This is a genomic window from Streptosporangium sp. 'caverna' (genome assembly GCF_003203775.1).
GTDB lineage: Bacteria > Actinomycetota > Actinomycetes > Streptosporangiales > Streptosporangiaceae > Streptosporangium > Streptosporangium subroseum.
The window spans coordinates 2,084,682-2,107,781 of the sequence record NZ_CP029711.1 but is presented as its reverse complement, the minus strand read 5'-3'; the positions used below and the strand labels follow the sequence as shown (position 1 = coordinate 2,107,781).

Genomic DNA, 23,100 nt, shown 5'->3' with positions numbered 1-23,100 from the left:
CGCTCAGCGGGTGAGGCCGCCCAGGTCCCGCTCGGGAACCGCGGTCGGCTCATCCAGGGCGCTGACCAGGCCTTCCAGGTCGCGCATGAGCCGTTCGGTGCGCTCGGTGCCGTAGGCTGCCTCTATCAGCCGATGGTGGTCGGCCACTCCGCCCTCCACGCGGGCGAGCAGGTCGGCGCCCCTGTCGGCGACAAAAACGGCGACCTTGCGACGGTCGGCCGGGTCATGCCCTCGGTAGACGAGGGAACGGTCGATGAGCCGGTCGATGGCCTTGGTCAGCGTCGGGTGCGGCATCAGCACCGCCTCGGCCAGATCGCCCATCGAATGCCCCCTGCCGTCGGCGAGGGCGCGCAGGATGCGCCACTGCTCGACGGTGATCTCTTCCGCGGTCACCGCGGCGGCGAGACCTCGGTTGACGCTGCGCTCAGCCCGGCTGAGCAGGTAGGCGAGCGAGGATCCCAGCCCGGTCGTCACCACGTGGAGCTCCCGTCTGCATCCCGGCTATGTAACGGGTCTGCCGTACCCGTCCAATGAGGAGGATACTCGTCGCCGTGGCAGAAGCCATCGCACCCGTCATAGAGCCCCTGGAAGCAGAGCTGATCCGGGGCAGTGCACTACGCGTCGGACTGGTCGTGCCGGTCTCCGGGGTTCTCGGCCTGGTGGGGCCGTGCGCGATCAACTGCGCGGTCCTCGCCGCCGACGAGGTGAACCTCGCGGGCGGGATACTCGGCAGGCCGGTGGAGCTGGTCCTGATCGACGGCGGCGGCCCGGCGAGACAGGTGGCCACCCAGGTCGCGGGGCTCGCACACAGCGGTGTGATCGACGCGGTGGTCGGCACCCACGGCAGCGACGTGCGGATCGAGGTGGTGCGGGCGCTGGCCGGAAGGGTGCCGTTCGTCTACGCCCCGCCGTACGAGGGGGGCGGCCACGCGCCCGGCGTCTACTTCCTGGGCGAGACCCCGAGTCGCCAGCTCAGGCCCGGCCTCGACTGGCTGATCGACCGGCGCCGCGCCCGCAGGTGGTTCCTGCTCGGCAACGACTACGTCTGGCCGCGCCTGGTCCACGGGGCCGCCCGCCGCCACCTCGCCGCCCGCAACGTCACGGTGGTCGGCGAACGGTTCGTGCCGTACGGCATGCGAGATCTCGCCCCGATCCTGGAGAGGCTCGTCGCCAGCCGGCCCGACGCCGTGCTGCTCAGCCTGATCGGCAGCGACCTCGTCACCTTCAACCGGGCCTTCGTCGCGGCCGGACTGTCCTACCCGCGGCTCTGCGGGGCGCTGGAGGAGCACGGCCTGCTCGGCATCGGCGGCGACGCCACCGGCGAGCTCTACGGGGCGATGGGCTACTTCGCGAGCCTGGTCACCGATGACAGCCTGAGCCTCGGCGAGCGCTACATCCGCCGGTTCGGCTCCAGCGCGCCGCTGCTGAACGGGCACGGGCAGGGGTGTTACGAGGCGGTGCTGATGCTCGCCGCCCTCGGCTCCCGGGCGAAGACGCTCGCCGTACCCCAGGTGGACGCGATCGCCGACGGCACCTCCATCGTCACCGCGCGGGGACGGCTGACGCTCCAGGGCCGGGGAGTACGGCGGAGCGCGCACATCGGACGGGCCGAAGGTCTCGACTTCGACATCGTCCGGTAAAAACTTTCACCTGGAAACTTTTCCTTTTCAAGTTTTGGTTCTATGGTCAGGCCTGCAGCCATATAAGGAGCCATTTCATGACCACCGAACCTTCACTGGAGCAATTCGGCTACCAGCAGGAACTCCGCCGATCCCTCAGCTTCACGGACCTGCTCGTCTACGGCCTGATCTTCATGGTCCCGATCGCGCCGTTCGGCATCTTCGGAAGCGTTTTCCAGGCCTCCGGTGGCATGGTCGCCCTCGCGTACGCCGTCGGCATGATCGCGATGGCCTTCACGGCGATGTCCTACGCGCAGATGGCCCGCGCCTTCCCGATGGCCGGATCGGTCTACACCTACGCGGGCCGCGGCATCGCGGCACCGGTCGGCTTCCTCGCCGGATGGGTGATCCTGCTCGACTACGTGCTGGTGCCCGCCCTGCTCTACCTCATCGCGAGCGCGGCGATGGCGTCGTTCGTCCCCGCCATCCCGATCTGGGGCTGGCTGATCGTGTTCGTGGTGCTCAACACGGTCGTGAACTACACCGGCATCCAGATGACCGCGCGCATCACGAAACTCATGCTGATCGGCGAGGTCATCGTGCTGGCGATCTTCATGATCGTCGGCGTGGTCGCCCTCGCCCAGGGCAAGGCCCAGGCGGGCGCGCTCACCCCGCTGTTCGACTCCTCGACCTTCTCCTGGTCCCTCATCTTCGGCGCGGTCTCGGTCGCGGTCCTGTCCTTCCTCGGCTTCGACGGCATCTCGATGCTGGCCGAGGAGAGCCAGGTGGACTCGCGGCGGCTCGGCAAGTCGATGGTCGCCGCGCTCGCCCTGGCCGGCCTGCTGTTCATCGCGCAGACCTGGGTGGCCGCGCTGCTCGCTCCCAACCGGGCCGACCTGCTGGCCAACGGCGACCCCGCGGGAAGCGCCTTCTACGACATGGCCGAGTTCGCCGGGGGTCACTGGCTCAGCGTGCTGACCGCCGTCGCGACCGCCATCGCCTGGGGTTTCGCCAACTCGCTGGTCGCCCAGGCCGCCACCTCGCGCCTGCTGTTCGCGATGGCCCGCGACCGCCAGCTCCCCGCCTTCCTGGCCAAGATCGACCCCAAGCACAAGGTGCCCGTCAACGCCACCCTCCTGGTGGCCTTGATCTCCCTGGGCCTCGGGCTCTACCTGGACACCCGCGACGACGGCATCACGCTGATCAGCGGGCTGGTCAACTTCGGCGCGATGACCGCCTTCCTCGCGCTGCACGTGTCGGTGGTCGTCCACTACGTCGTGCGGCAGCGCAGCCGCGACTGGTGGAGGCACCTGATCGCCCCGGTGATCGGCTTCGGGATCCTGCTCGCCGTCGTGATCAACGCCAACATCGCGGCCCAGGTCCTCGGCGCCATCTGGTTCGGCATCGGCGTGGTGGTGCTCATCGTCTTCTACGTCCTCAAGCGTCGCCCCACCCTGGCCGGGATAAGCGACGTGCCGGATGCCCCGGACCCGTCAGCGAAGTACGTGCAGTAGCCGCCTCGCACCCCCCGGCACGCCGTGCCCACCCGTAGATTCGATCATGCGAAGGTAGACCAATGTTTGAGATTTTTCTCGAGGTGGAGGAAGGTTTCGCGTCCTCTCTCCTCACCACGGTGCGGAACCTCGACGGGGCAGGTGCGCGGTGAACATCGTCTCCTACCGTCCCGCGCTCGAAGATCTGAGCTACACCTTCGGCGGACGGCCCGCCGTGGGCAGGATCCAGCCCGGCACGATCCTCGAGATGTACACCGAGGACTGTTTCGGCGGCCGGGTGCTCTCGGTCGACGACCTGCCCTCACGCGTCTGTGAGTTTCCCTACCTGAACCCGGTCACCGGTCCCTTCCACGTCGAGGGGGCCGAGCCGGGAGACACGCTCGCCCTGCACTTCATCTCGATCGAGCCCGCCAGGGACTGGGCGGTGTCCGCCACGTTCCCGCACTTCGGCGCGTTGACCGGCACGCACACCACGGCCATGCTCAGCCCGCCGCTGGACGAGGTCGTGTGGCGCTACGACATCGACGTGGAGAAGGGCGTGGTCCGCTACCACGCCCGCAAGAGCGACTTCACGATGGAGCTCCCGCTCGACCCGATGCACGGCACGGTCGGCGTCGCGCCCGGGGCGTCCGAGGCCCGTATGACGATCACCCCGGACGCCCACGGCGGCAACATGGACACCCCCGAGCTGCGCGCCGGGGTGACCGTGTACCTCGGGGTCAACGTCGAGGGCGGGCTGTTCGCGGTGGGAGACGGTCACGCCCGCCAGGGACACGGCGAGGTGTGCGGCACGGCCGTCGAGGCCGCGATGAACACCGTGGTGGCGGTGGAGCTGATCAAGGGGGTCGGCACCCCGTGGCCCCGCCTGGAGGACGACGACCACCTGATGTCGACCGGCTCGGCCCGCCCGCTGGAGGACGCCTACCGGATCAGCCAGCACGACCTGGTCACCTGGGCCGCGGACCTGACGGGGCTGGAGACCCTGGACGCCTACCAGCTGGTCAGCCAGATCGGCGAGGCGCCGGTCGGCAACGTCTGCGACACCAACTACACGATGGTCGCCAAGATCCCCAAGGCCTACCTGGGCCGGCCCGACGTCTACGAGTCGGCGCACGAGCGGCTGCGCACCCTTGGCCGGCGGTATCTGGCCGAACGCTGACGAAAAAAGGCGTTCACCTCGCGGGGAGCCGTCCCACGCCACGTATCACCGGGGCGCGCGGCGCGGGACGGCTCCCCGCATGATCGTCGGGCTCGGCCTCCCGTGAAGTGAACGACCGCCGGTCTCGATCTCCCGTGAAGCGGAGTGATCGATGGCCGAGCCGGCGATCGAGTCGTCTCGGGCCGTCCACACGCGCCCTTGACGAGCCTCCGGCCGGCTGACGGATCCCGTTGCCGGGGCCGGGATCTAGCCCGCGCAGGCGCGGACGATGTCCTCGCAGATCGCGTGGGTGGCCAGGGCGTCGTCGGCGCTGATCCGGACGCCGGAGCGGACCGCGTCCAGGAACTCCAGGCAGACCTGCTCGATGCCGCGCTGGCGGGAGACCGGGGTCCAGTCGCCGCGGCGGGTCACCGTCTCCGTCCCGGCGTAGTCGATCACATCGGCGAGGTTGACCACTCGCCGCTTGACTCCCCCGCCCATGACCTCCACGGTCTCCTCGGCCGCACCGCTCACCCTGCTCATGATCCCGAACGCGGTGAAACCGTCCCCGGACAGCTCCAGCGTCAGGTGCTCCAGCAGGCCGTTCCTGACCCGGGTCCGGATCCCGGTGTGCTCGACCTTGCCGGGCACCAGGAACCTGAGCGTGTCCACGACGTGGACGAAGTCGTCGAAGATCGCGGTGCGCGGGTCCTCCGGGAGGTCCCTGCGGTTCTTCTCCATCACCACCAGGTGACGGGGCAGGTCGAGCAGCGCCGCGTAGGACGGCGCCCTGCGGCGGTTGAACCCGACGAGCAGCGACCGCCCTCTCTCCCGAGCCAGCCGTACCAGAGCCTCGGCTTCGGCGAGGGTGTAGGCGATCGGCTTGTCCAGGTAGACGTGGACGCCCGCCTGGAGCAGCGGCTCGACGATCTTCACGTGGGCGCTGGTGGCCGCGTGCACGAAGGCCGCCTCGACGCCCGCGCCGAGCACCTCGTCCACCGAGGTGAAGCGGTGCTCGATCCGGTGCGCGTCGCCGAGACGGTCGAGCGTGACCTGGTTGCGGGTGCACAGGTGGAGGTCAAGGCCGGGCAGTGCGGAGAGGACGGGCAGGTAGGCCTTCTCCGCGATGTCGCCGAGGCCGATCATGGCGATCTTCATGCTCCGAGCGTACGGCCTGCGCCGCCGTCGCCGTTCGGTTTCACCACCACGCGGGCGCCTTGACCAGCGTCTCGTCCATCGGGGCCGGCGTCATGCCGAAGCCGGTGGAGCCGTGTCGACGGTGTTTCGACGGTCCGCCTCACTGGTTCCACAGCAGTCGCAGCGCGGCGTTGACGAGGTAGACGGCGGCGAAGACGATCCCGGGGGTCACGCTGCCCGCCATGACCAGCGCCGCGGCGCCGCCGCCGAACCAGAGGACCTCCAGAACGACCCTGGCGAATCCGGTGAGCGGGATCACCGCGCCGTTGGCCGCGCCGAACAGGGCCCAGGCCGCGATGAAGAGCGCGGGCGCACCGAGACCGAGGAGCAGTTTCACCGGCCAGTTCTGCCCCACGGTGAAACCCCAGTAGCCGACCGAGGCGAGAACGCCCAGTTCCAGCAGGAACATGACCAGCAGGTTGGTGTTCTTGGCCAAGGACAGCATCGGGGGCTCCTTCGAGAGTGGCATTCCGTTCTGAGAGCAATGCTCTCTTAGGAGAGCGATGCGCGTCAAGAGCAGTGCTCTTTTTCCCTCCCGGTGCTCTGGTATGGTCCTGGGCATGAGCTCAAGCCGCACAGCACGGGAACGGGTCCGAGCCGAGCTGACCCGTGAGATCACCGACATCGCCCGCAGCCAGCTCGCCACCGAGGGTGCGGGAGGCCTCTCCCTGCGTGCGGTCGCCCGCGAGATGGGCATGGTCTCCTCGGCGATCTACCGCTACTTCCCGTCCCGGGACGACCTGCTCACGGCTCTGATCGTCGACGGCTACAACGCCGTGGGCGAGGCCGTGGAGAGCGCCGACGCGGCCCGCCCGCGTGAGGACCACACCGGCCGATGGCTGGCCGTGTGCCACGCCGTACGCGACTGGGCGCTGGCCCACCCGCATGAGTACGCCCTGCTGTACGGCTCGCCGGTGCCCGGCTACCAGGCTCCGGCCGACACCATCGTCGCGGCGATCCGCGGCACCCTCGTATACGGCCGGATCGTCTCCGACGCCCACGGCGCCGGGTCCCTCACCCCGCCGGACATCTGCCCGCCCGCGCCCCCCGCGTTCGCCGAGGACGCGGCGCGCGTACGCGAGATCATGCCCGAGGTCCCCGACGACGTCATCGCCCGCGCCCTGATCGTCTGGACGGGCCTGTTCGGCTGGATCAACTTCGAGTTGTTCGGCCAGTTCAAGAACACGATCCTCGACCCGGCCGCGGCCTTCGACCATTCCGCGCGCTGCCAGGCCCGCTTCCTCGGCCTTCCCGCCTGACAGGACCGGCGATCCGCTGGCTTCCGCGTTCTTCCTCGGACTATCTGCGTGACAAAGTACGATTTCGCCGAGATTAGTAACGCTTTTGTGTCTGGCGTGATAAATGAGAGTGATTCGGCTCTCAAACGAGCCGTTTCCCCGCAGGCGAGAGGCGCTCCCGATCCATGGCGGAAAGTCCCATTCACGGCGAAGGCGTAACGGTCCGTACCCTCTTCGAACGCAACTCCTTCGCCCTGGACTACTACCAGCGGGAGTACACCTGGACCCGCCACGAGGTCGGCACGCTGATCGACGACCTCAGCCAGCGCTTCCTCAGCCAGTGGAACCCCCTGCACGAGCGTGACGAGGTCAGCCGCTACGCCCCCTACTTCCTCGGCCCCTACGTGTACCACGAGGGCGAGGGCCGCACCTTCCTCGTCGACGGCCAGCAGCGCGTCACCACGCTCCACCTCGTGCTCATCTACCTCCGGCAGCTACTGCTCGACCAGGAGAAGTGGATCTACGCCGACGAGCTGGAGGGGCTCACCTACACGGCGCGGCACGGCAGGCGGAGCTTCAAGGTCGGCAGCACCGAGGAGCTGGCCCGCGCGCAACTGCTCAACGCCCTGGTCACCGATTGGAACGGTCTCAAGGGATTCACCATGCCCGAGGACGTCCACGTCTCGGTGAGAAACCTCCACGACCGGAGCAGGGAGATCGACGGGGAGTTCCCCGAAGAGCTGCGCGGCGAGGCCCTGGTGCCCTTCGTCCGATGGATGCTCGACCGCGTGTGCCTCGTCGGCATCCGTGCCCTCGACCAGGAGAACGGGCGCGAGATCTTCGTGTCCATGAACGACCGGGGACTCCGGCTGAGCCACGTGGACCTGCTGCAAGGCCACCTCTTCCGGCGGGTCGACCCGCCGACGCGCGAAAGACTGGGCCGGTCGTGGGCCGACATGCTGGCCCGCCTCACCACCGCGGAGGCCGACTCCCCCGAGGCCAACACGCCCAGCGCGTACGTCCGCTCGTTCCTGCTGGCGCAGTACGCGCACCTCGACGCGGCGTCCGCGGACGCCGCCGACATCGGGAGAGCCGTCCACGAGTGGATCCTGCGCAACGAGGTCCAGCTGGGCCTCGACCGCCCGGCCGGAGCGCGGGAGTTCATCCACAGGCTCACCCACGTATCCGAGCGCTACTGCCTGCTGCTCCGCGCCGGCCAGGAGTTCAGGCCCGACCTGGCCGCCGTCTACTTCAACGGCTACCACGGCATCGACAACCAGTTCACGCTCCTGCTCTCCGTCGCCTCGCCGGAGGACTCCGACCAGGTGTTCATCCAGAAGTGCTCGATGGTCTCGACGTTCCTCGACCTCGTCTACGTACGGCGATGCGTCAACAACCTTCCCGTACAGCGCCGCGACCTCGACGAGATCGTCCACCGGCTGATCCCCGTCCTGCGGATCTGCCGGACGGCCGACGACGTGGCCACGGTCCTCGGCCGGGAGACCTCCCTGCTTGAGCACGACTTCCGCGAGCTCACCTCCTTCGGGCTCCGGGCCAACAACCGCCGCCTGGTCCGCTACCTGCTCTCCCGCATGACCGCGCACGTCCAGCACGCGTGCGAGGGGGGCGAGCACGAGTACGAGTTCCTCCGGGGAGCCCGCGACTACGAGATCGAGCACATCTGGGCCAACCGCTTCGAGCGGCACAAGGACTCCGTCAAGACCACCGCGGAGTTCTACCTCCGGCGCAACCGCCTCGGCGCCCTGCTGCTCCTGCCCAAGTCCGTCAACGCGAGCTTCAGGGACGACCCCTACAACCGGAAGATCGAGCACTACTACGCCGAGAACCGGCTCGCCGCCTCGCTGCATCCCAAGAGCCGCCTGCGGAACACCCCTTTCACCCACTACCTCAGGGACTCGGGCCTCGACAAGGCGTTCCAGCCCTGCCCGGAGTTCGGCGTCCGGGAGATCGAGCGGCGGCAGCAGCTCTACCGGCTCCTCTGCGAGGAGATCTGGAGCCCCTCCAGGCTCGGCTTCCGCCTGCCGGTGATCGAGCTTCCTCCCGAGCCGCCCTCGGCCCGCCGTCACTACGGCGTCGAACTCCTCGATCTGATCAGGGGAGGCCTGATCTCCCCCAACTCCAAGATCTTCCGGACGGTCAGGGGCGAGGTCCACTTCGCCACCGTCGAGGAAGCGGGGACGATCAGGGTGGAGGCCACGGGCCAGGCCTACCACTCCCTGTCCGCCGCCGGAGCCGCGGTCGCCGGAACCAAGGCCTGCGCGGGCTGGGACGTCTGGCGGATCGAACAGGGCGGTGCCGCGGTGCCGCTGAAACGCCTCCGCGAGGAGGCCATCAACCGTGGCCTGCCCTGATTCGGAAGGGGTGGAGGCCCGTCACCCCGCGCCCAGGCATGCCGGGCGCTGTGCGGTGCCTACCGGCGTCAATCGTGGAGCTCTCACGTCCCGGCCCGACATCGACGTCTGGTCTGCTCCCCCGGAAGAGCCTGGGGCCCAGGTCGCACGGCGATCCCTCCGGGGGCGATGAGCCGCCCCCGGAGGGATCGCCCGACCTGAATGCCGGGCTCCACGGACTCTCATCCGGCCGGATGGTCCGTGGGCCGTCGCCTCAGTAGTAGCCCCGCCAGTGGAAGCGGTGGAAGCGGTGGCCCCCGTAGAAGCGATAGTGATGGCGCCGGTGGAAACGGTGGTAACCGCTGAGCACCGCGGTCTGAGGTGCGGCGGTCGTGGTCGCCACGGTCGTGGTCGCCGCGCTGGCCGGTGTGGCCGCACCCACCCCGAAGATGCTTCCTGCCGCGATAACCAAGCCGGACACGCTCAGTGCAAGGCGCCTTGGAATTTGCATTGATCGTCCTCCTTGAGAAACAGAGAGCGGAGTCTGAATGTGATTCCAGGCGGGAATAGGGGCTGATTCGCGGGGCGCTCTATACGCCGCCGACCACCGTCCATCCGCCCTGGCAGCCAGCGGAAATCGGATGTCGCCAGACACGCGAGAAGACGGGGCTAGCGTCAATGATCCTGCTCCCGGAACTCGCCGTCTTCGCGGGTAACCCCCATTTCGAGCCCGTGCCAGCGGTACTCCCGGCATTCCCACTAGCTGCAAAAATGACCGGTCGCTCGTTGCGACCCCGAGTCTGGTCGCCTGTCTCGCGTCGCCGGAGGAGAGCTACCTCACGGCCAGGTCATGGTCGACGGCGGAAACCCGATCCAGGAGGAGAGAGGCGTCGTCCCCTCCGCTACGAGGCGGATCCGCGACGAGGCCGGACGCGGCGGGACTCCGCTCAGGCCTCGCCGAAGAGATGGCCGTCGACGAACGCGTTGCGGAACTTGCCGGTGGGATCGTAGTCGGTGAGCAGCCGCTGGAAGTCGGGGAGCCGCCCGTACAGGGATCGCACCCGCTGGGGACTCATGACAAAGAGCTTGCCCCAGTGCGGCCGCGCCTCGAAGGGTTCCAGCGCCTCCTCCACCACCGCGAGCACCCGGCGCACGGCCGGCCAGTCTTTCTTCCAGGTGAAGTGGAAGGCGATGACGTCCTCCCCGTAGGAGGTGCTCATCCACAGGTCGTCCGCCGCGACGGCGCGGATCTCCGACACCTGCAGGACGGGGGCCACCGTGTCTCTGACCTGGTCCAGCGCGCGGAGCGCGGAGATCGCGTGGCGGCGCGGCAGCAGATACTCCGACTGGAGCTCCTCTCCGCTGCTGGGGGTGAAGTCCAGGCGGAAATGCGGCAGCCGGTCGTACCAGGGCCCGGGCACGCCCATCTGCGCGGTGCAGTTGACGGCGGACAGCCCCGGCAGGGGATGCCGGTCGGCCGGCGCCGCGGTGGCGTCCAGCCAGCGCGGCGCCGCCTCCCACGGACCCGGCTCGTCGACGCGCTGCTTCACCCACACCTGGTCGATTCGAGGGCCACTCCAGCCGGTGAACAGGCTCACGCTGTACGCGGCGGACATGATCTCCTCGAAGTGCTCCTCCAACCGGGCCCACGGCAGGTTCTCGTAGACGTACTGCCGCACGTCGAAGGTCGGGACGACGTCCAGGGTGACCCGGGTGACGATACCCAGCGCGCCGAGCCCGACCACCGCACCGGCGAAGCGGTCACCGTCCTTCTCCCGGCTGAGGACGACGATCTCACCGTCGGCGGTGACCAGTTCGAGGCCGGACACCGCGGTCGCCAGGTTGCCGTTGGCCGTACCCGAGCCGTGCGTGGCCGTGGCGCAGGCGCCGGCGACCGAGATGTGCGGCAGCGAGCCGAGGTTGTGCAGCGCGTAGCCCTCCCCGTGCAGCCACCGGCTCAGCTCGCCGTACCGGACCCCGGCACCGACCGTGACCGTACGGCGCGCTGAATCCAGCTCCGCCTGGCCCGGGAGGTCCTCCAGCGAGACGAGATCCCCACCGGGCCTGTCGGCGATCTCGTTGAAGGAGTGGCGGGTGCCGAGCGCCCCCACAGCGTCGCTCTTCGCGACCAGCTTCTGGAGCTGCTCGACGCTGCCGGGGCGATGGATCCGCGCGGCACCGTAGGTGATGTTGCCGGCCCAGTTCGTCAGCCGTCCGGTCAAGGTATGCCCTCTCTACGCCTTACGCCAGGCCGCGCGCGATCAATGCACGCCTCACGCCGGGTCGTACAGGGGCACGACAGCGGCACTGACGCACCAAGCGTAGTTCAAGGGTTTTGTCCCGCCCATCCGCGGGTGACACCACCTGCGGACCGTCACCGTCCACGGACCGCCACTGCCCACGAGCCGTCACCATCCGCACGCCGGCACTGCCCACGAGCCGTCACCATCCGCACGCCGGCACTGCCCACGAGCCGTCACCATCCGCACGCCGGCACTGCCCACGAGCCGTCACCATCCGCACGCCGGCACTGCCCACGAGCCGTCACCATCCGCACGCCGGCACTGCCCACGAGCCGTCACCGTCCGCAGGCCGGCACTGCCCGCGAGCCGTCACCGCGCTCGCGGGCCATTACCGTCCCCGGGCTGTCACCGCCTGTGGGCCGCGCAGCCGATGCAGGTCCGCGCGACCGGGCGCGCCTGCAGGCGCTCGAAGGCGATGGGCTGTCCGCAGCCCTCGCACACGCCGTAGGTGCCCTCGCGGAGCCGTTCGGTCATCTGATCCAGGTCCTCGAGGCGGCTGCGGGCCCTGTCGAGCAGGGCTTCGAGATGGGCTCGCTCGAAGGCGAGCGTCGCTCCCTCCGGATCATGCTCGTCGTCATTCGCCACCAGTGTCGACGATTCGACGATGTCGTCCCAGTCACGCCGCAGCGCCGCGATCTGAACCATCGTGCTCTCACGATCCGCGGTCAGGAGATCCTGCATGGCCGCCCGCTCCGAGAGGGAGAGGGCAGCTCCGGAAAGCCGCTTGCCCATCGGCGATTCACCCCGTTCTACACCGGGTCCGCGTTCCCTGCCGGAGGCGATACCGACGCTCCGCACAAACGCGCTGATCTGGGGATTCTCCCCATTTTACGGCTCCCAACTCACCAAAACCGTCGCCATGAGAGCCGATCTCGGTCACAGCTGTCCCCTCCGAGCCCGCGGCAGGCGGATGGTGCCGGCCATCGGGAAACGATGCGGTTCAACGCCGAAGAAGACCATGTGGCCACTGCTTCACGTGGGATCCGGCGGCGCTGGGCTGGACGTGACTCGACCGCGCCCGTGCGGGTTTCGCGGTGGGCGCGGTCGGGTGAGCGACGTTGATGCCTTGTGGGCGGTTGTCGGGCGGCACTGATCGGCAGGTCGTACCGGGCAGCGGGTGTCGGCGGCCCGGCAGGTCGTGCCGGGCGGCGCGGGCCGTACGTCAGCGGAAGGCGCGGATGATCAGCGTCCGGTCCGGTTGACGGCGGAGACGACGGCCTTGAGGGCGGCGGTGGTGGTGTTGGCGTCGATGCCGACGCCCCACAGCGTCTGACCGGCGATCTCGCACTCGATGTAGGAGGCGGCCTTGGCCTCGGCGCCGGAGCTCAGCGCGTGCTCGGCGTAGTCCAGGACGCGGACCTCTACCCCGACTCCGGCCAGGGCGTCGCAGAAGGCGGAGATGGGACCGTTGCCGACCCCCTCGACCTCGCGGATCTCACCGCCGACACGCAGGTCGACGCTGATGGCGTCCTTCTCGTCGGCCCCGGAGACGTGACGGTGGGCCAGAAGGCCCAGGCGGCCCCACGGGCTGGCCGCGTTCGGCAGGTATTCGTCGGCGAACGCCTCCCACATCTGGGCCGGGCTCACCTCGCCGCCGAGGGCGTCGGTACGGGCCTGTACGGCGCGGGAGAACTCGATCTGCAGGCGGCGCGGCAGGTCCAGGTGGTGGTCGGCCTTCATGATGTAGGCGACCCCGCCCTTGCCGGACTGGCTGTTGACCCGGATGACCGCCTCGTAGGTGCGGCCGATGTCCTTGGGGTCGATCGGCAGGTACGGCACCGCCCAGGTGAACTCGTCCACCGGGACGCCCGCGGTGGCCGCGTCGCGCTCCAGGTGCTCGAGACCCTTCTTGATGGCGTCCTGGTGGGAGCCGGAGAAGGCGGTGTAGACGAGCTCGCCGCCCCAGGGGTGACGCGGGTGGACCGGCAGCTGGTTGCAGTATTCGGTGACCCGGCGGACCTCGTCGATGTCGGAGAGGTCGATCTCCGGGTCGACGCCCTGGGAGAACAGGTTCATGCCCAGCGTGACCAGGCAGACGTTGCCGGTGCGCTCGCCGTTGCCGAACAGGCAGCCCTCGATCCGGTCGGCCCCGGCCATGTAGCCCAGCTCGGCGGCGGCCACGGCGGTGCCCCGGTCGTTGTGCGGGTGCAGGGACAGCACGATCGAGTCGCGGTAGGCCAGATTGCGGTGCATCCACTCGATCTGGTCGGCATAGATGTTGGGCGTGGCCATCTCGACGGTGGCGGGCAGGTTGATGATGACCTTGCGGTCGGGAGTGGGCTGCCAGACGTCGTTGACGGCGTCGCAGACCTCCACGGCGTACTCCAGCTCGGTGCCGGTGAAGGACTCCGGGGAGTACTGAAAGTAGATCTCCGTGTCGTCCATCTCGGCGGCCAGCTTCTTGCACAGCTTGGCGCCCTCGACCGCGATGGCGGTGATGCCCTCCCTGTCCTGGCCGAAGACGACCCGGCGCTGGAGGGTCGAGGTGGAGTTGTACAGGTGGATGATGGCCTGCTTGGCGCCGCGCACCGACTCGTAGGTCCGCTCGATCAGCTCGGGCCTGGCCTGGGTCAGAACCTGGATGACCACGTCGTCGGGGACCCGGCCCTCTTCGATGATCTGCCGTACGAAGTCGAAGTCGGTCTGCGAGGCGGCCGGAAAGCCCACCTCGATCTCCTTGTAGCCCATCTTCACCAGCAGCTCGAACATCTTGAGCTTGCGGTGGGAGTCCATCGGGTCGATCAGCGCCTGATTGCCGTCACGCAGGTCAACGGCACACCAACGGGGGGCCTTGTCGATGACCTCGCCGGGCCAGGTGCGGTCATCGAGCCGGACCGGGACAAAGGGCTGATAACGCTTGAACGGCATGGGACTGGGCTGCTGCTGCGGGTACATGCAATGGCTCCTCGACTGGTGAAACAATCGCGGCCGACGCGCATGGCTCTCTCCGCGACGAGGGAGCCGACCTCTACAGGCCCTCGTCGCGGCAGCTAAGAAGCAGGCCGCGCAGCATGACTAGCAGGCTAGCAGACGGCCTTGAATTCCTGAGACCGAAGCCCACATGATGAGATCTCCGGCCTCCGCGAGCCGTTCCGGAGGGCTTCTCCCCGACGATTCGCCGGATCGTCGGGGCGCCGATCCGGTGACGGCGGCCGGGGTCACCGACCGCTTGATCCCGGTCGAGCGCGCCACCGCCGCCGGCCCGTCTCCGACGGAACGGTCACGTGCTGATCGGATAAAGTCCCAGGGAAACTCTGACAGGGGAAACGGTATGAACGACGTCGATATTCTCGCCCACATCAACAAACTCATCGCCGAGGAGCGCGAGCTCCGCGACCGGCTGGGGACCCACGCGATCTCCTCGAACGAGGAGAACAACCGGATCAAGCAGTTGGAAGAGGCGCTCGACCAGGCCTGGGACCTGCTCAGGCAGCGCCGGGCACGCCGGGAGTTCGGGGAGGACCCCGACTCTGCGGCACCGCGCCCGATCGACGAGGTCGAGGGCTACCGTCAGTAGTCGCCCGCTCCGGGAAACCCCTGCGGACACGCCCGGCAGGTCGCGGCGGGCGGCCAAGCGGGCGTGATCGATGAGGGACCGGCGGCGGACGGCCGCGGTCAGCCGGGGTCCGGGGTGGGGCCGGGAACGGGGGCCGACTCCGTGAAGCGACCTTGGCAGGCCAGGTCAGGTGAGTCGGGGGGCGTGACCGGCAGGGCCGGGGCGAGCCAGGAGATCATGCTCTGCTCGACGTACCAACCGTGCAGGTTCACGGACGTCCTGGGCACCTCTCCGGGATCGGGGCAGAGAACCCTCGACCGGAGCCGGTCGTTCGGGACGAAGCTGACGCGGCCCTCGCGGTCCAGGACGGTGGACATCTGGTCATCGCTGCCGACCAGGTAGCCCACGATCACGCTGCTCGAGTCCTTCTCCTTCTCGTCATCGGTGATCGTCATGGCGATCAGCGGCAGGATCGGCGCCTTTATCACGACCACGCCGACCAGGAACGGCGTGAGCGTCGCTATCGCGATCGCGATGCCGTGGGTCAGCACCTTGGCGGGTGCCACGGGCACCGGGCCGGTCAGCAGCGCCGTGAACCCCGGCGGAAGCACGAGGAGGAGCACGGTCGCCACATCCCCCTCGGCGAACGCGATGAGGATGGCCGGCCACAACAGCACGTAGGAGAGCACCGCCGCCATCAGCGGCAGCGCGTAACAGAACGTGGTCCGCAGTTCCGCGTGGCCCGGGAACCGATCGCGCACCGTCAGGCCCGTCACGGCCAGCGCGAGCATCGCCAGTGTCGGCAGGAATCGCAGCTGCCAGGTGAACGCGCCCACCACGACGGTCAGGACCACGACCCAGTCGGGCAACCGCTCGGCGACGCGCACCAGCCACGACGAGTGGCCCGTACTGATCCGGTAGAGGGTGCCGAGGAGCCGTCCGCCGAGGACGACGACGGGCAGCACCCACAGCATCGCCAGCAGGACCGCGCTCAACATGCCCAGCGGGCTGACGGTCTGCACGAGCAGGAGCAGCGTCTGGGTGTCCTGCTTGCTGGCGTACCACAGCCGCAACACCAGCAGGACGAGCGGGAACACCGGCAGCAGCGCGAGGAACCATTCCTGGTTCCTCGGCGCGTTCTTGATCCGGGTGTTGGGCTTCATCCGGGCTAACACCCCAGAACGGAGAGGGTTCGCTCCCATGGCCACCTGCGTACCGGGGGAGGAAGCATGCAGGGCTGCTCCGCCCGGGCCACGCTCCCCTGGTAGCCGCCGGAGCCGTCGTCCAGCGGAAGGATGTATTTGTCGTAGGCCTCCTCCCACCTCCGGTCCCGGGGGTCGGCGTAGGAACGGTAAAGGGAGAGGTCGACCAGGGTGCGCAGTGCGGCGTTGCTGCCCGCGTTGACCGCCCACATCTCCGTCTTCTCCAACCCGAGATCGTGGTGGATCAGCCTTTCCGCGGGCCCCTTTTTCGCGGAGTCCTTGACGAATCCCGCCAGGAGGGCCGCATCCGTGGTCACCGCGTCGAAGTCCCCTTTCTTCAGCCCCTCCACACAGTCCTTGAGCGAGTTCATGCCGGTGATGTCGGTCCCCGACTCCCGGCCCCCCGTCGCGTTGAACAGCGCGCTCTCGGAGGTCGAGGTGCCGAGCGTGCACACCCTGCTGTCCCTCAGCTGCTTCAAATCGGTGATCTTCTTGGGGAGCTTGGTCCCCGCCTCCATCGTCACCACGGACTGCTCGGTGAAAAAATAGGGCTTGGAGAAGCCGACGGCGGGGTTCGCCTGTCGGTCGGGCGTCACGCTGAAGCTCGCGACCACGAGGTCCGCCCTGACGGACTTGCCCTCGGCGTTCTTCCCCTGCATGAGGTCGTCGTTCCGCCCCTGCATGCGCGCCCTGTCCTCGGTCTCGATGGACAGGAACTCGATCTCTTTCGGCAGGTAACCCAGGTCCGCGGCGATCATGCGCGCGATCTCGATGTCGAAGCCCTCGAACCCGCCGCCCCGCTTGCGCTCGGCGATGTACGGGGTATCGCCCTTCACGCCGATTCGGATCTTGTTGTTGGTCCCGTTGGTGTTCTTGGTCCTGTTGTTGGACAGTCCCGCCTGCTCCCACAGCTCGGCCTCGGTGGGCGGCCCGCTCCCCCACAGGACGGACACCCCGACCACTGCCGCGGCGAGGACCAGCGCGATCCACGCGGACAGCCGGAATCGCCGGAACCTGCGCAGGCGGGGCTTCAGCGACGGTCCCGGCCAGGCGACCTCGGCGTTCTCCGAGCCCTCGGCCCGCTGCTCCCCGGACCATCGATCACGCTCGTCACCGGGCTGCGGAACCTGCTGGTCAGCGCCCTCCCCGGACGGCGGGTCGTGCTCGTCGCCGGCCCACCGGACCTGCCGATCGTCGTCGGCGACCAGCGGCGGATCATGCTCGTCGCCGACCCACCGAGCTTCCTGGTCGTCATCCTCGACGGGCGGCGGATCGTGCGCGTCACCAGCCGACCCGTGGCGCTCTTGGGCATGCCGCTCGGAAGGAGCCGAAGACTCCTCCGGACGCGTTCCCCCGTCCGTAGGTTTATCCGCCACAACGCCCCCGGACTCCGTTTTTTGACAGAGTATGCCGCCCTCATCCGCCACAGGAGCATCTTCACCAAGAAGAGATCGAATGCCGCTTTCGGGACGTCGAATACGGCTTTCCGGATGTGGGAAACCCCGTTCAGACGGCGAGGAGGCGGTGAATCTCCTCTCCACGCAGCTCCTCGGCCGCCCCCGAGTGGACGACGTGCCCGGCATCGAGGATGAGGAAGCGGTCGGCCAGGCGCAGGGCCAGATCCAGGTACTGCTCGACCAGCAGGAGCGACAGGCCCGAGGCGTGCAGCCGCTCGATCGCCTCCTCGATCTCGATGATGATCGACGGCTGGATGCCCTCGGTGGGCTCGTCCAGAATGAGCAGCTTGGGACGGGTGACCAGGGCGCGGGCGATGGCGAGCTGCTGTTGCTGCCCGCCGGACAGGAATCCGGCGCGCCGTTTGAGCAGCGGTTTCAGGCGGGGGAAGGTCTCCAGTGCCTCTTCCAGCGCCTCCTGCGGCCCGCCGGAGGCCTCCAGGGTGACCTGGAGGTTGCCGAGCACGCTGAGCTGGGGGAAGCTCTCGTGCCCCTGGGGGACGTACGCCATGCCGAGCCGTACCCGCTCGTGGGGCGGCAGGCGCGTCACGTCGCGGCCCTCGAAGGTGACCGATCCGGCGGTGGCGGGCAGCACGCCCATCACGGTGTTGAGCAGCGTGGTCTTGCCCACCCCGTTGCGGCCCATCACGCAGACCAGTTGCGCGGGCTCCACCTCCAGGGAGACCCCGAACAGAACCCTGGCCCTGCCGTATCCGGCGTCGAGATTACTTACCGACAGCATCGCTTGGCTTCCTTCCGAGATAGACCTCCTGCACGCGCGGGTCGTCGCGGATCTGATCGACCGATCCCTCGATGAGCACCCTGCCCTCGTGCAGGACCGTGACCTGCGAGGCATACCTGCGCAGGAACTCCATGTCGTGTTCGATCACGATCACCGTGTGGTCGCGCGCCACCGACGTCATCAGCTCGCCGGTGCGCTCCCGCTCGTCCTTCGACATTCCGGCCACCGGCTCGTCCAGCAGGAGCAGCTTGGGCCCCTGGGTGAGCAGCATGCCGATCTCCAGCCACTGCCGCTGCCCGTGGGAGAGCACCCCGGCGGGACGGTCCGCCAGCGGTCCGAGCTCGGTGATCTCCAGCGCCTCGGCGACGGCGTCGGAAACGCCTCGTCTCCGCCGCGCCAGCGACCAGAGCGGCTGCCGGAACGACGCGGCCAGATCGAGGTTCTCCAGGACGGTGAGCTCCTCGAAGACCACCGAGGTCTGGAAGGTCCGCCCGACGCCGAGCCGTACGATCTGGTGCTCGCGCAGGCCGACCAGGCTGCGCCCGTCGAAGACGACCTCGCCGGTGGTCGGGCGGGTGAGACCGGTGATGACGTCGATGAGCGTGGTCTTGCCCGCGCCGTTGGGCCCGATCAGGAACCGCAGCTCACCCTGTTCGACGGTCAGGTCGATGCCGTCGATGGCCCGGAAGCCGTCGAAGACCACCGACAGCCCGCGCACCTCGATCATCGCGCTCACGCGACCTCCTCCATGACTCTTCTGCCGGGGGCGTCCGCGGGTGGGGGTTCGGGATCGCCGCTCCGGGCCGTCCGCCGCCGCGCCAGGGCTTCGCGGGCCGACGCCGCCAGGCCGAGGATCCCCTTGGGGGCCAGGGTCATGACGAGGATGAACAGCGCGCCCTGCAGGTACAGCCAGCCGTCGGCGAACTGCTCGCTGAAGGATGTCTTGGCGTATCCCATGACAACCGCGCCGAGGATGGCCCCGGCCAGGGCGAACCTGCCGCCCACCGCGACCGCGACGACGAGTTCGAGGGAGGGGACCACCCCCAGCAGCGCCGGCGAGATGATCCCGACGACGGGCACGAACAGCGCGCCCGCGAGCCCGGCCATACCCGCCGAAATGGCGAAGGTGACGGTCTTGACCCTGGCCGGGTCGTAGCCGAGGAACCTGACGCGGTCCTCGCCGTCCCTGACCGCGACGAGCAACCGCCCGAAGCGGCTGTTCACCAGCTGCCGCGCACCGAGATAGAGCAGCCCGGTTGTGATCGCGACCGCGAAGTACAGTCCCCGCTGGGTGGAGTCGGCCGCCAGGTCCTGGCCGAACAGGTCGAAGAAGTTGGTCAGGCCGTTGGTGCCGCCGGTCAGGCCCTGCTGGCCGACGAGCAGGATGACGAACGCGGCGGCGAGCGCCTGGGTGAGGATCGCGAAGTACGCGCCGCGCACCCGCTGCCTGAACACCAGCAGGCCCAGCACCGTCGCGATCAGCATCGGCCCGAGGACGACCATGGCCAGCGCGAACACCGGATTGGCGAACGGTTTCCAGAGCGCGGGCAGCTGCTCGACCCCGCTCCAGACCATGAAGTCGGGCAGGTCTCCCTGGGCGTCCACCAGCTTCAGGTGCATGGCCATCGCGTAGCCGCCGAGCCCGAAGAACACCCCCTGGCCGAGCGCCAGCATGCCGCCCTGTCCCCAGGCCAGGCCGATGCCCAGGGCGACGATCGCGAAGCAGAGATATTTGGCCAGCAGGCCGAGACGGAAGGGCTCCAGCAGGAGCGGGGCCACGACCAGGGCCAGCACGGCCACCGCCGCGAAGACACCCGGTCCCTTGAGGCGTGCGAGGTTCATGTCAGCGCCCTCGATCGGAGTACGAACAGTCCCTGCGGCCGGAACTGGAGGAAGGCGACGATCGCGGCGAACACGATGACCTTCGCCAGGCTGGCGTCGCTCCAGAACTCGGCGTAGGAGTTGAGCAGGCCGAGCCCCGCGGCGGCGATGACCGCTCCGCGCAGCTGACCGAGCCCTCCGGCGACGACCACGAGGAAGGCGTCGACGATGTAGTAGGTGCCCAGCGCCGGTCCGACCGGGCCGATCAGGGTGAGCGCCACCCCGGCCACTCCGGCGAGACCCGAGCCGATGAAGAAGGTGCGCTGGTCCACCCGGCCGGTGTTGATGCCGCTGACCGCGGCGAGCTGCCGGTTCTGCATCACGGCCTGCATCCGGCGGCCCTGGCCGGTGCGGTTCATGTAGGCCCAGATGCCGACGACGGTGGCGAGCGCGAGGGCGAAGATGAACAGCCGGTTGTACGGCAGGGGCCCGATCCCGCCCTGCAGCCAGGTCGGCGCCTGGACCTGGACGTTGGGCGCCCCGAACAGGTCGCGGGCGAGCTGCTGGAGCACGAGGCTGACGCCCCAGGTGAGAAGCAGGGTGTCGAGCGGGCGTCCGTAGAAGTGCCTGATCGCGGTCCGCTCCAGGATCAGTCCCATCAGTCCCGCGACCAGGAACGCCACCGGCAGGGCCACGATCACGGCCATCCGGCCGGTGAGGTCCTGCAGCAGGTAGGCGGTGTACGCCCCGGCCATGATGAACTCGCCGTGGGCCATGTTGATCACGCCCATCTGGCCGAACGTGAACGTCAGTCCGAGCGCGATGAGGAGCAGCACGGCGCCGATGGACAGGCCGATCGGGAGCTGGTTGAGAAATGCCTCCACCGGTGTCCCCTTTCCTACGAGTGTGTGGCTCCGGAACCGGGCCGTGCCGCGTTGTGGGCGCGTCACGGTGCTGCCCGTGATCAGGTACGACCCGGATCCGAAGCCGGTCTGCGGGGAGGCGTCAGCCGTTGGCCAGACCGCTCGCCCAGGGGTAGCCCTTCAGGTAGGGGTCGGGCTTGATCGGCTCGCCGGAGTTCCAGACCTCCTTGATGAGGCCGTCGGGCTGGATGACCCCGATGCGGGCCGTCTTGTACATGTGCTGGTTCTCGCCGTCGATGGTGACCAGGCCCTCGGGGCGCTCGATGGCGATTCCCCCGGCGGCCTTCCTGACGGCCTCGACCTCCACGGTCCCGGCCTTCTTGGCCGCCGCCGCCCAGAGGTAGACCGCGTTGTATCCGGCCTCCATCGGGTCGGAGGTCACCTTGTCGGCGCCGTACTTGGCCTTGAACGCGGCGACGAACTTCTCGTTGGCCGGGGTCTCGGTGGTCTGGTAGTAGTTCCAGGCGACCGGGTGGCCGGCGATGTTGTCCACGCCGATGCCCTTGACCTCTTCCTCGGCGACGCTCACCGACAGCACGGGCATCTCCTGCGCGGTGATCCCGGCGCTGTTGAGCTGCTTGAAGAACGCGACGTTGCTGTCGCCGTTGAGCGTGTTGAAGACCGCGTCCGGCTTGGCCTGGACGACCTTGTTGGTCAGCGTGCTGTACTCGGTGTGGCCGAGCGGGGTGTACTCCTCGCCGAGGATCTCCATCCCGTTCGCCGCCGCGTACGCCTTGATGATCTTGTTGGCGGTGCGCGGGAAGACGTAGTCGCTGCCGACCAGGAAGATCTTCTTCTTGCCCTGCTCCTTGAGGTAGTCCAGGCCGGGGATGATCTGCTGGTTGGTGGTGGCGCCGGTGTAGAAGATGTACGGCGAGCTCTCCAGTCCCTCGTACTGCACCGGATACCAGAGCAGGGCCTTGCTCCGCTCGAAGACCGGCAGCATCGCCTTGCGGCTGGCTGAGGTCCAGCCGCCGAAGGTGGTGGCGACCTTGTCCTGGCGAATCAGCTTGGTGGCCTTCTCCGCGAAGGTCGGCCAGTCGGAGGCTCCGTCCTCCACGACGGGGGTGAGCTTCTTGCCGAGCACGCCGCCGGACGCGTTGATCTCCTCGATGGCGAGCAGCTCGGCGTCTCTGACGGTCACCTCACTGATGGCCATGGTGCCACTCAGGGAATGCAGGATGCCGACCTTGATGGTGTCGCCGGCGCCACCGGCGACCGAGGCGCTCTCGCTCGCCGGGGATTCGCCGCCACACGCGGTGAGGGCGGTGGCCAGCGCCGCGATGGCGACACCGGAGCGCCAGACTGAATTCCTCAATGACTTTCCTCCTTGCCGGTACGGCCCCCGCACCGATCTATCTGCCGCCAAGGTGACTGAGTGAGGTTTCCCGTTGAGATCGCATTTGTTAATTGCGGCTTACCGGAATATCACCGCGGTGACAGAAAGCGGCAGTACAAGTGCATCGCGAGGAATAGGCACAAACCTGTACGGACAAATCGCCAGCTCAGATGACAGCGAGCAGTAGAAACGGACCTCTGATGCACGCAGGCCAGACGACGAGCTCCATCCGCCAGCTCTTCGCCAGGGCGCTTCATGCCAGTTTCATCACCAAAACGGGCAAAGAGCTTAAATATGCTAATTAGTCATGGTGGCGGCGGCCGTACCGGCTCGGCCTGGCGGGCATAGGGCGGCTTCACCCCCTCCCTTTTCCATATTTTGGACATGCGGCACGTGGAAACCGATTCGACATCGCCGTGCAACATTGTGGAAACCGTCGGTTCTTATGGTCCGGGAATGCGGCTCACACCACACGAGCAGGAACGCCTGCTCATCCACGTCGCCGCCGGTGTCGCCCGTGACCGCAGGTCCCGGGGCCTCCGGCTCAACCATCCCGAGGCCACCGCGATCATCGCCTCCTTCCTCATGGAGGGGGCCAGAGACGGGCAGACCGTCGCCTACCTGATGGAGGCGGGCCGCAAGGTCCTGTCCCGGCAGGACGTCATGGACGGCGTGCCCGAGATGCTGGCCTCGGTGCAGATCGAGGCCACCTTCCCCGACGGCACCAAGCTCGTCACCGTCCACCAGCCGATCCCATGATCCT

The 23,100-nt window shown here is 68.4% G+C and carries 21 protein-coding genes; 7 read left to right on the top strand and 14 right to left on the bottom strand.

The genetic code is table 11. The annotated features are described in order from the left end of the window. Positions 1 to 3 precede the first annotated feature (3 nt). Positions 4 to 477: a MarR family winged helix-turn-helix transcriptional regulator gene (locus tag DKM19_RS09390; RefSeq protein ID WP_110695358.1), complete on the bottom strand. Its 474-nt coding sequence runs from the start codon at positions 475 to 477 to the stop codon at positions 4 to 6. A gap of 74 nt (positions 478 to 551) precedes the next feature. On the opposite strand from DKM19_RS09390, the gene DKM19_RS09385 reads away from it, so the two are divergent. From DKM19_RS09385 to DKM19_RS09375, 3 genes are all read left to right on the top strand, one after another. After that, entirely contained in the window at positions 552 to 1,640 is a 1,089-nt protein-coding gene (locus tag DKM19_RS09385) for a substrate-binding domain-containing protein (RefSeq protein ID WP_110695357.1), read from the top strand. 77 nt (positions 1,641 to 1,717) lie between these two features. Then, on the top strand, positions 1,718 to 3,133 hold the full coding sequence (locus DKM19_RS09380) for an APC family permease (RefSeq protein WP_110695356.1): 1,416 nt from the start codon (positions 1,718 to 1,720) through the stop codon (positions 3,131 to 3,133). Between the two features lie 148 nt (positions 3,134 to 3,281). Beyond that, positions 3,282 to 4,292: an acetamidase/formamidase family protein gene (locus DKM19_RS09375; protein ID WP_110695355.1), complete on the top strand. Its 1,011-nt coding sequence runs from the start codon at positions 3,282 to 3,284 to the stop codon at positions 4,290 to 4,292. Between the two features lie 246 nt (positions 4,293 to 4,538). Here the strand turns inward: DKM19_RS09375 and DKM19_RS09370 are convergent, their stop codons facing one another. Further along, positions 4,539 to 5,429 (bottom strand): Gfo/Idh/MocA family protein, encoded by an 891-nt coding sequence (locus tag DKM19_RS09370; protein WP_110695354.1) that lies wholly within the window; start codon positions 5,427 to 5,429, stop codon positions 4,539 to 4,541. Between the two features lie 139 nt (positions 5,430 to 5,568). After that, the gene (locus DKM19_RS09365; protein ID WP_110695353.1) at positions 5,569 to 5,913 is read right to left on the bottom strand and encodes a YrdB family protein; all 345 of its coding nucleotides are present in this window, start codon (positions 5,911 to 5,913) and stop codon (positions 5,569 to 5,571) included. Between the two features lie 115 nt (positions 5,914 to 6,028). Here DKM19_RS09365 and DKM19_RS09360 point away from each other — a divergent pair, with 115 nt between their 5' ends. Both DKM19_RS09360 and DKM19_RS09355 read left to right on the top strand, forming a co-directional pair. Further along, positions 6,029 to 6,727 carry a TetR/AcrR family transcriptional regulator gene (locus DKM19_RS09360; protein ID WP_110705591.1) on the top strand — a complete coding sequence of 233 codons (699 nt, stop codon included), beginning with the start codon at positions 6,029 to 6,031 and terminating at the stop codon, positions 6,725 to 6,727. Positions 6,728 to 6,891: 164 nt separating this feature from the next. Then, positions 6,892 to 9,078, top strand: coding sequence for a DUF262 domain-containing protein (locus DKM19_RS09355; RefSeq protein ID WP_110695352.1), 2,187 nt, complete (start codon positions 6,892 to 6,894; stop codon positions 9,076 to 9,078). 253 nt (positions 9,079 to 9,331) lie between these two features. Here DKM19_RS09355 and DKM19_RS49350 read toward each other — a convergent pair whose 3' ends face one another. From DKM19_RS49350 to leuA, 4 genes are all read right to left on the bottom strand, one after another. Next, the gene (locus DKM19_RS49350) at positions 9,332 to 9,538 is read right to left on the bottom strand and encodes a hypothetical protein (protein ID WP_162641383.1); all 207 of its coding nucleotides are present in this window, start codon (positions 9,536 to 9,538) and stop codon (positions 9,332 to 9,334) included. A 466-nt stretch (positions 9,539 to 10,004) separates the two neighbouring features. Continuing rightward, entirely contained in the window at positions 10,005 to 11,279 is a 1,275-nt protein-coding gene (locus tag DKM19_RS09350) for an FAD-binding protein (protein ID WP_110695351.1), read from the bottom strand. 426 nt (positions 11,280 to 11,705) lie between these two features. Continuing rightward, a complete protein-coding gene (locus tag DKM19_RS09345) occupies positions 11,706 to 12,092 on the bottom strand; it encodes a TraR/DksA C4-type zinc finger protein (protein ID WP_239514168.1) in 387 nt (128 codons plus the stop codon). A 450-nt stretch (positions 12,093 to 12,542) separates the two neighbouring features. Next, positions 12,543 to 14,255 (bottom strand): 2-isopropylmalate synthase, encoded by a 1,713-nt coding sequence (gene leuA, locus DKM19_RS09340; protein ID WP_110695350.1) that lies wholly within the window; start codon positions 14,253 to 14,255, stop codon positions 12,543 to 12,545. A gap of 376 nt (positions 14,256 to 14,631) precedes the next feature. Here leuA and DKM19_RS09335 point away from each other — a divergent pair, with 376 nt between their 5' ends. Next, positions 14,632 to 14,877: a DUF2630 family protein gene (locus DKM19_RS09335; RefSeq protein ID WP_110695349.1), complete on the top strand. Its 246-nt coding sequence runs from the start codon at positions 14,632 to 14,634 to the stop codon at positions 14,875 to 14,877. Between the two features lie 98 nt (positions 14,878 to 14,975). Here DKM19_RS09335 and DKM19_RS09330 read toward each other — a convergent pair whose 3' ends face one another. From DKM19_RS09330 to urtA, 7 genes are all read right to left on the bottom strand, one after another. Further along, entirely contained in the window at positions 14,976 to 16,019 is a 1,044-nt protein-coding gene (locus DKM19_RS09330) for a hypothetical protein (RefSeq protein WP_110695348.1), read from the bottom strand. Positions 16,020 to 16,024: 5 nt separating this feature from the next. After that, positions 16,025 to 17,434, bottom strand: coding sequence for a transporter substrate-binding domain-containing protein (locus DKM19_RS09325; protein ID WP_162641382.1), 1,410 nt, complete (start codon positions 17,432 to 17,434; stop codon positions 16,025 to 16,027). A 130-nt stretch (positions 17,435 to 17,564) separates the two neighbouring features. Beyond that, complete coding sequence (gene urtE / locus DKM19_RS09320) at positions 17,565 to 18,254, bottom strand: urea ABC transporter ATP-binding subunit UrtE (protein ID WP_110705588.1); 690 nt, start codon at positions 18,252 to 18,254, stop codon at positions 17,565 to 17,567. Beyond that, the gene (gene urtD / locus DKM19_RS09315) at positions 18,238 to 18,981 is read right to left on the bottom strand and encodes an urea ABC transporter ATP-binding protein UrtD (protein ID WP_110705589.1); all 744 of its coding nucleotides are present in this window, start codon (positions 18,979 to 18,981) and stop codon (positions 18,238 to 18,240) included. The genes urtE and urtD overlap by 17 nt, the downstream gene beginning before the upstream one ends. A 5-nt stretch (positions 18,982 to 18,986) precedes the next feature. Then, positions 18,987 to 20,096 carry an urea ABC transporter permease subunit UrtC gene (urtC, locus tag DKM19_RS09310; RefSeq protein WP_110695346.1) on the bottom strand — a complete coding sequence of 370 codons (1,110 nt, stop codon included), beginning with the start codon at positions 20,094 to 20,096 and terminating at the stop codon, positions 18,987 to 18,989. Beyond that, on the bottom strand, positions 20,093 to 20,959 hold the full coding sequence (gene urtB / locus DKM19_RS09305) for an urea ABC transporter permease subunit UrtB (RefSeq protein ID WP_110695345.1): 867 nt from the start codon (positions 20,957 to 20,959) through the stop codon (positions 20,093 to 20,095). Before urtB ends, urtC begins: the two co-directional genes overlap by 4 nt. 121 nt (positions 20,960 to 21,080) lie before the next feature. Further along, the gene (urtA, locus tag DKM19_RS09300) at positions 21,081 to 22,316 is read right to left on the bottom strand and encodes an urea ABC transporter substrate-binding protein (RefSeq protein ID WP_239514167.1); all 1,236 of its coding nucleotides are present in this window, start codon (positions 22,314 to 22,316) and stop codon (positions 21,081 to 21,083) included. Between the two features lie 477 nt (positions 22,317 to 22,793). On the opposite strand from urtA, the gene DKM19_RS09295 reads away from it, so the two are divergent. Continuing rightward, positions 22,794 to 23,096 (top strand): urease subunit gamma, encoded by a 303-nt coding sequence (locus tag DKM19_RS09295; RefSeq protein WP_089209435.1) that lies wholly within the window; start codon positions 22,794 to 22,796, stop codon positions 23,094 to 23,096. Positions 23,097 to 23,100 lie beyond the last annotated feature (4 nt).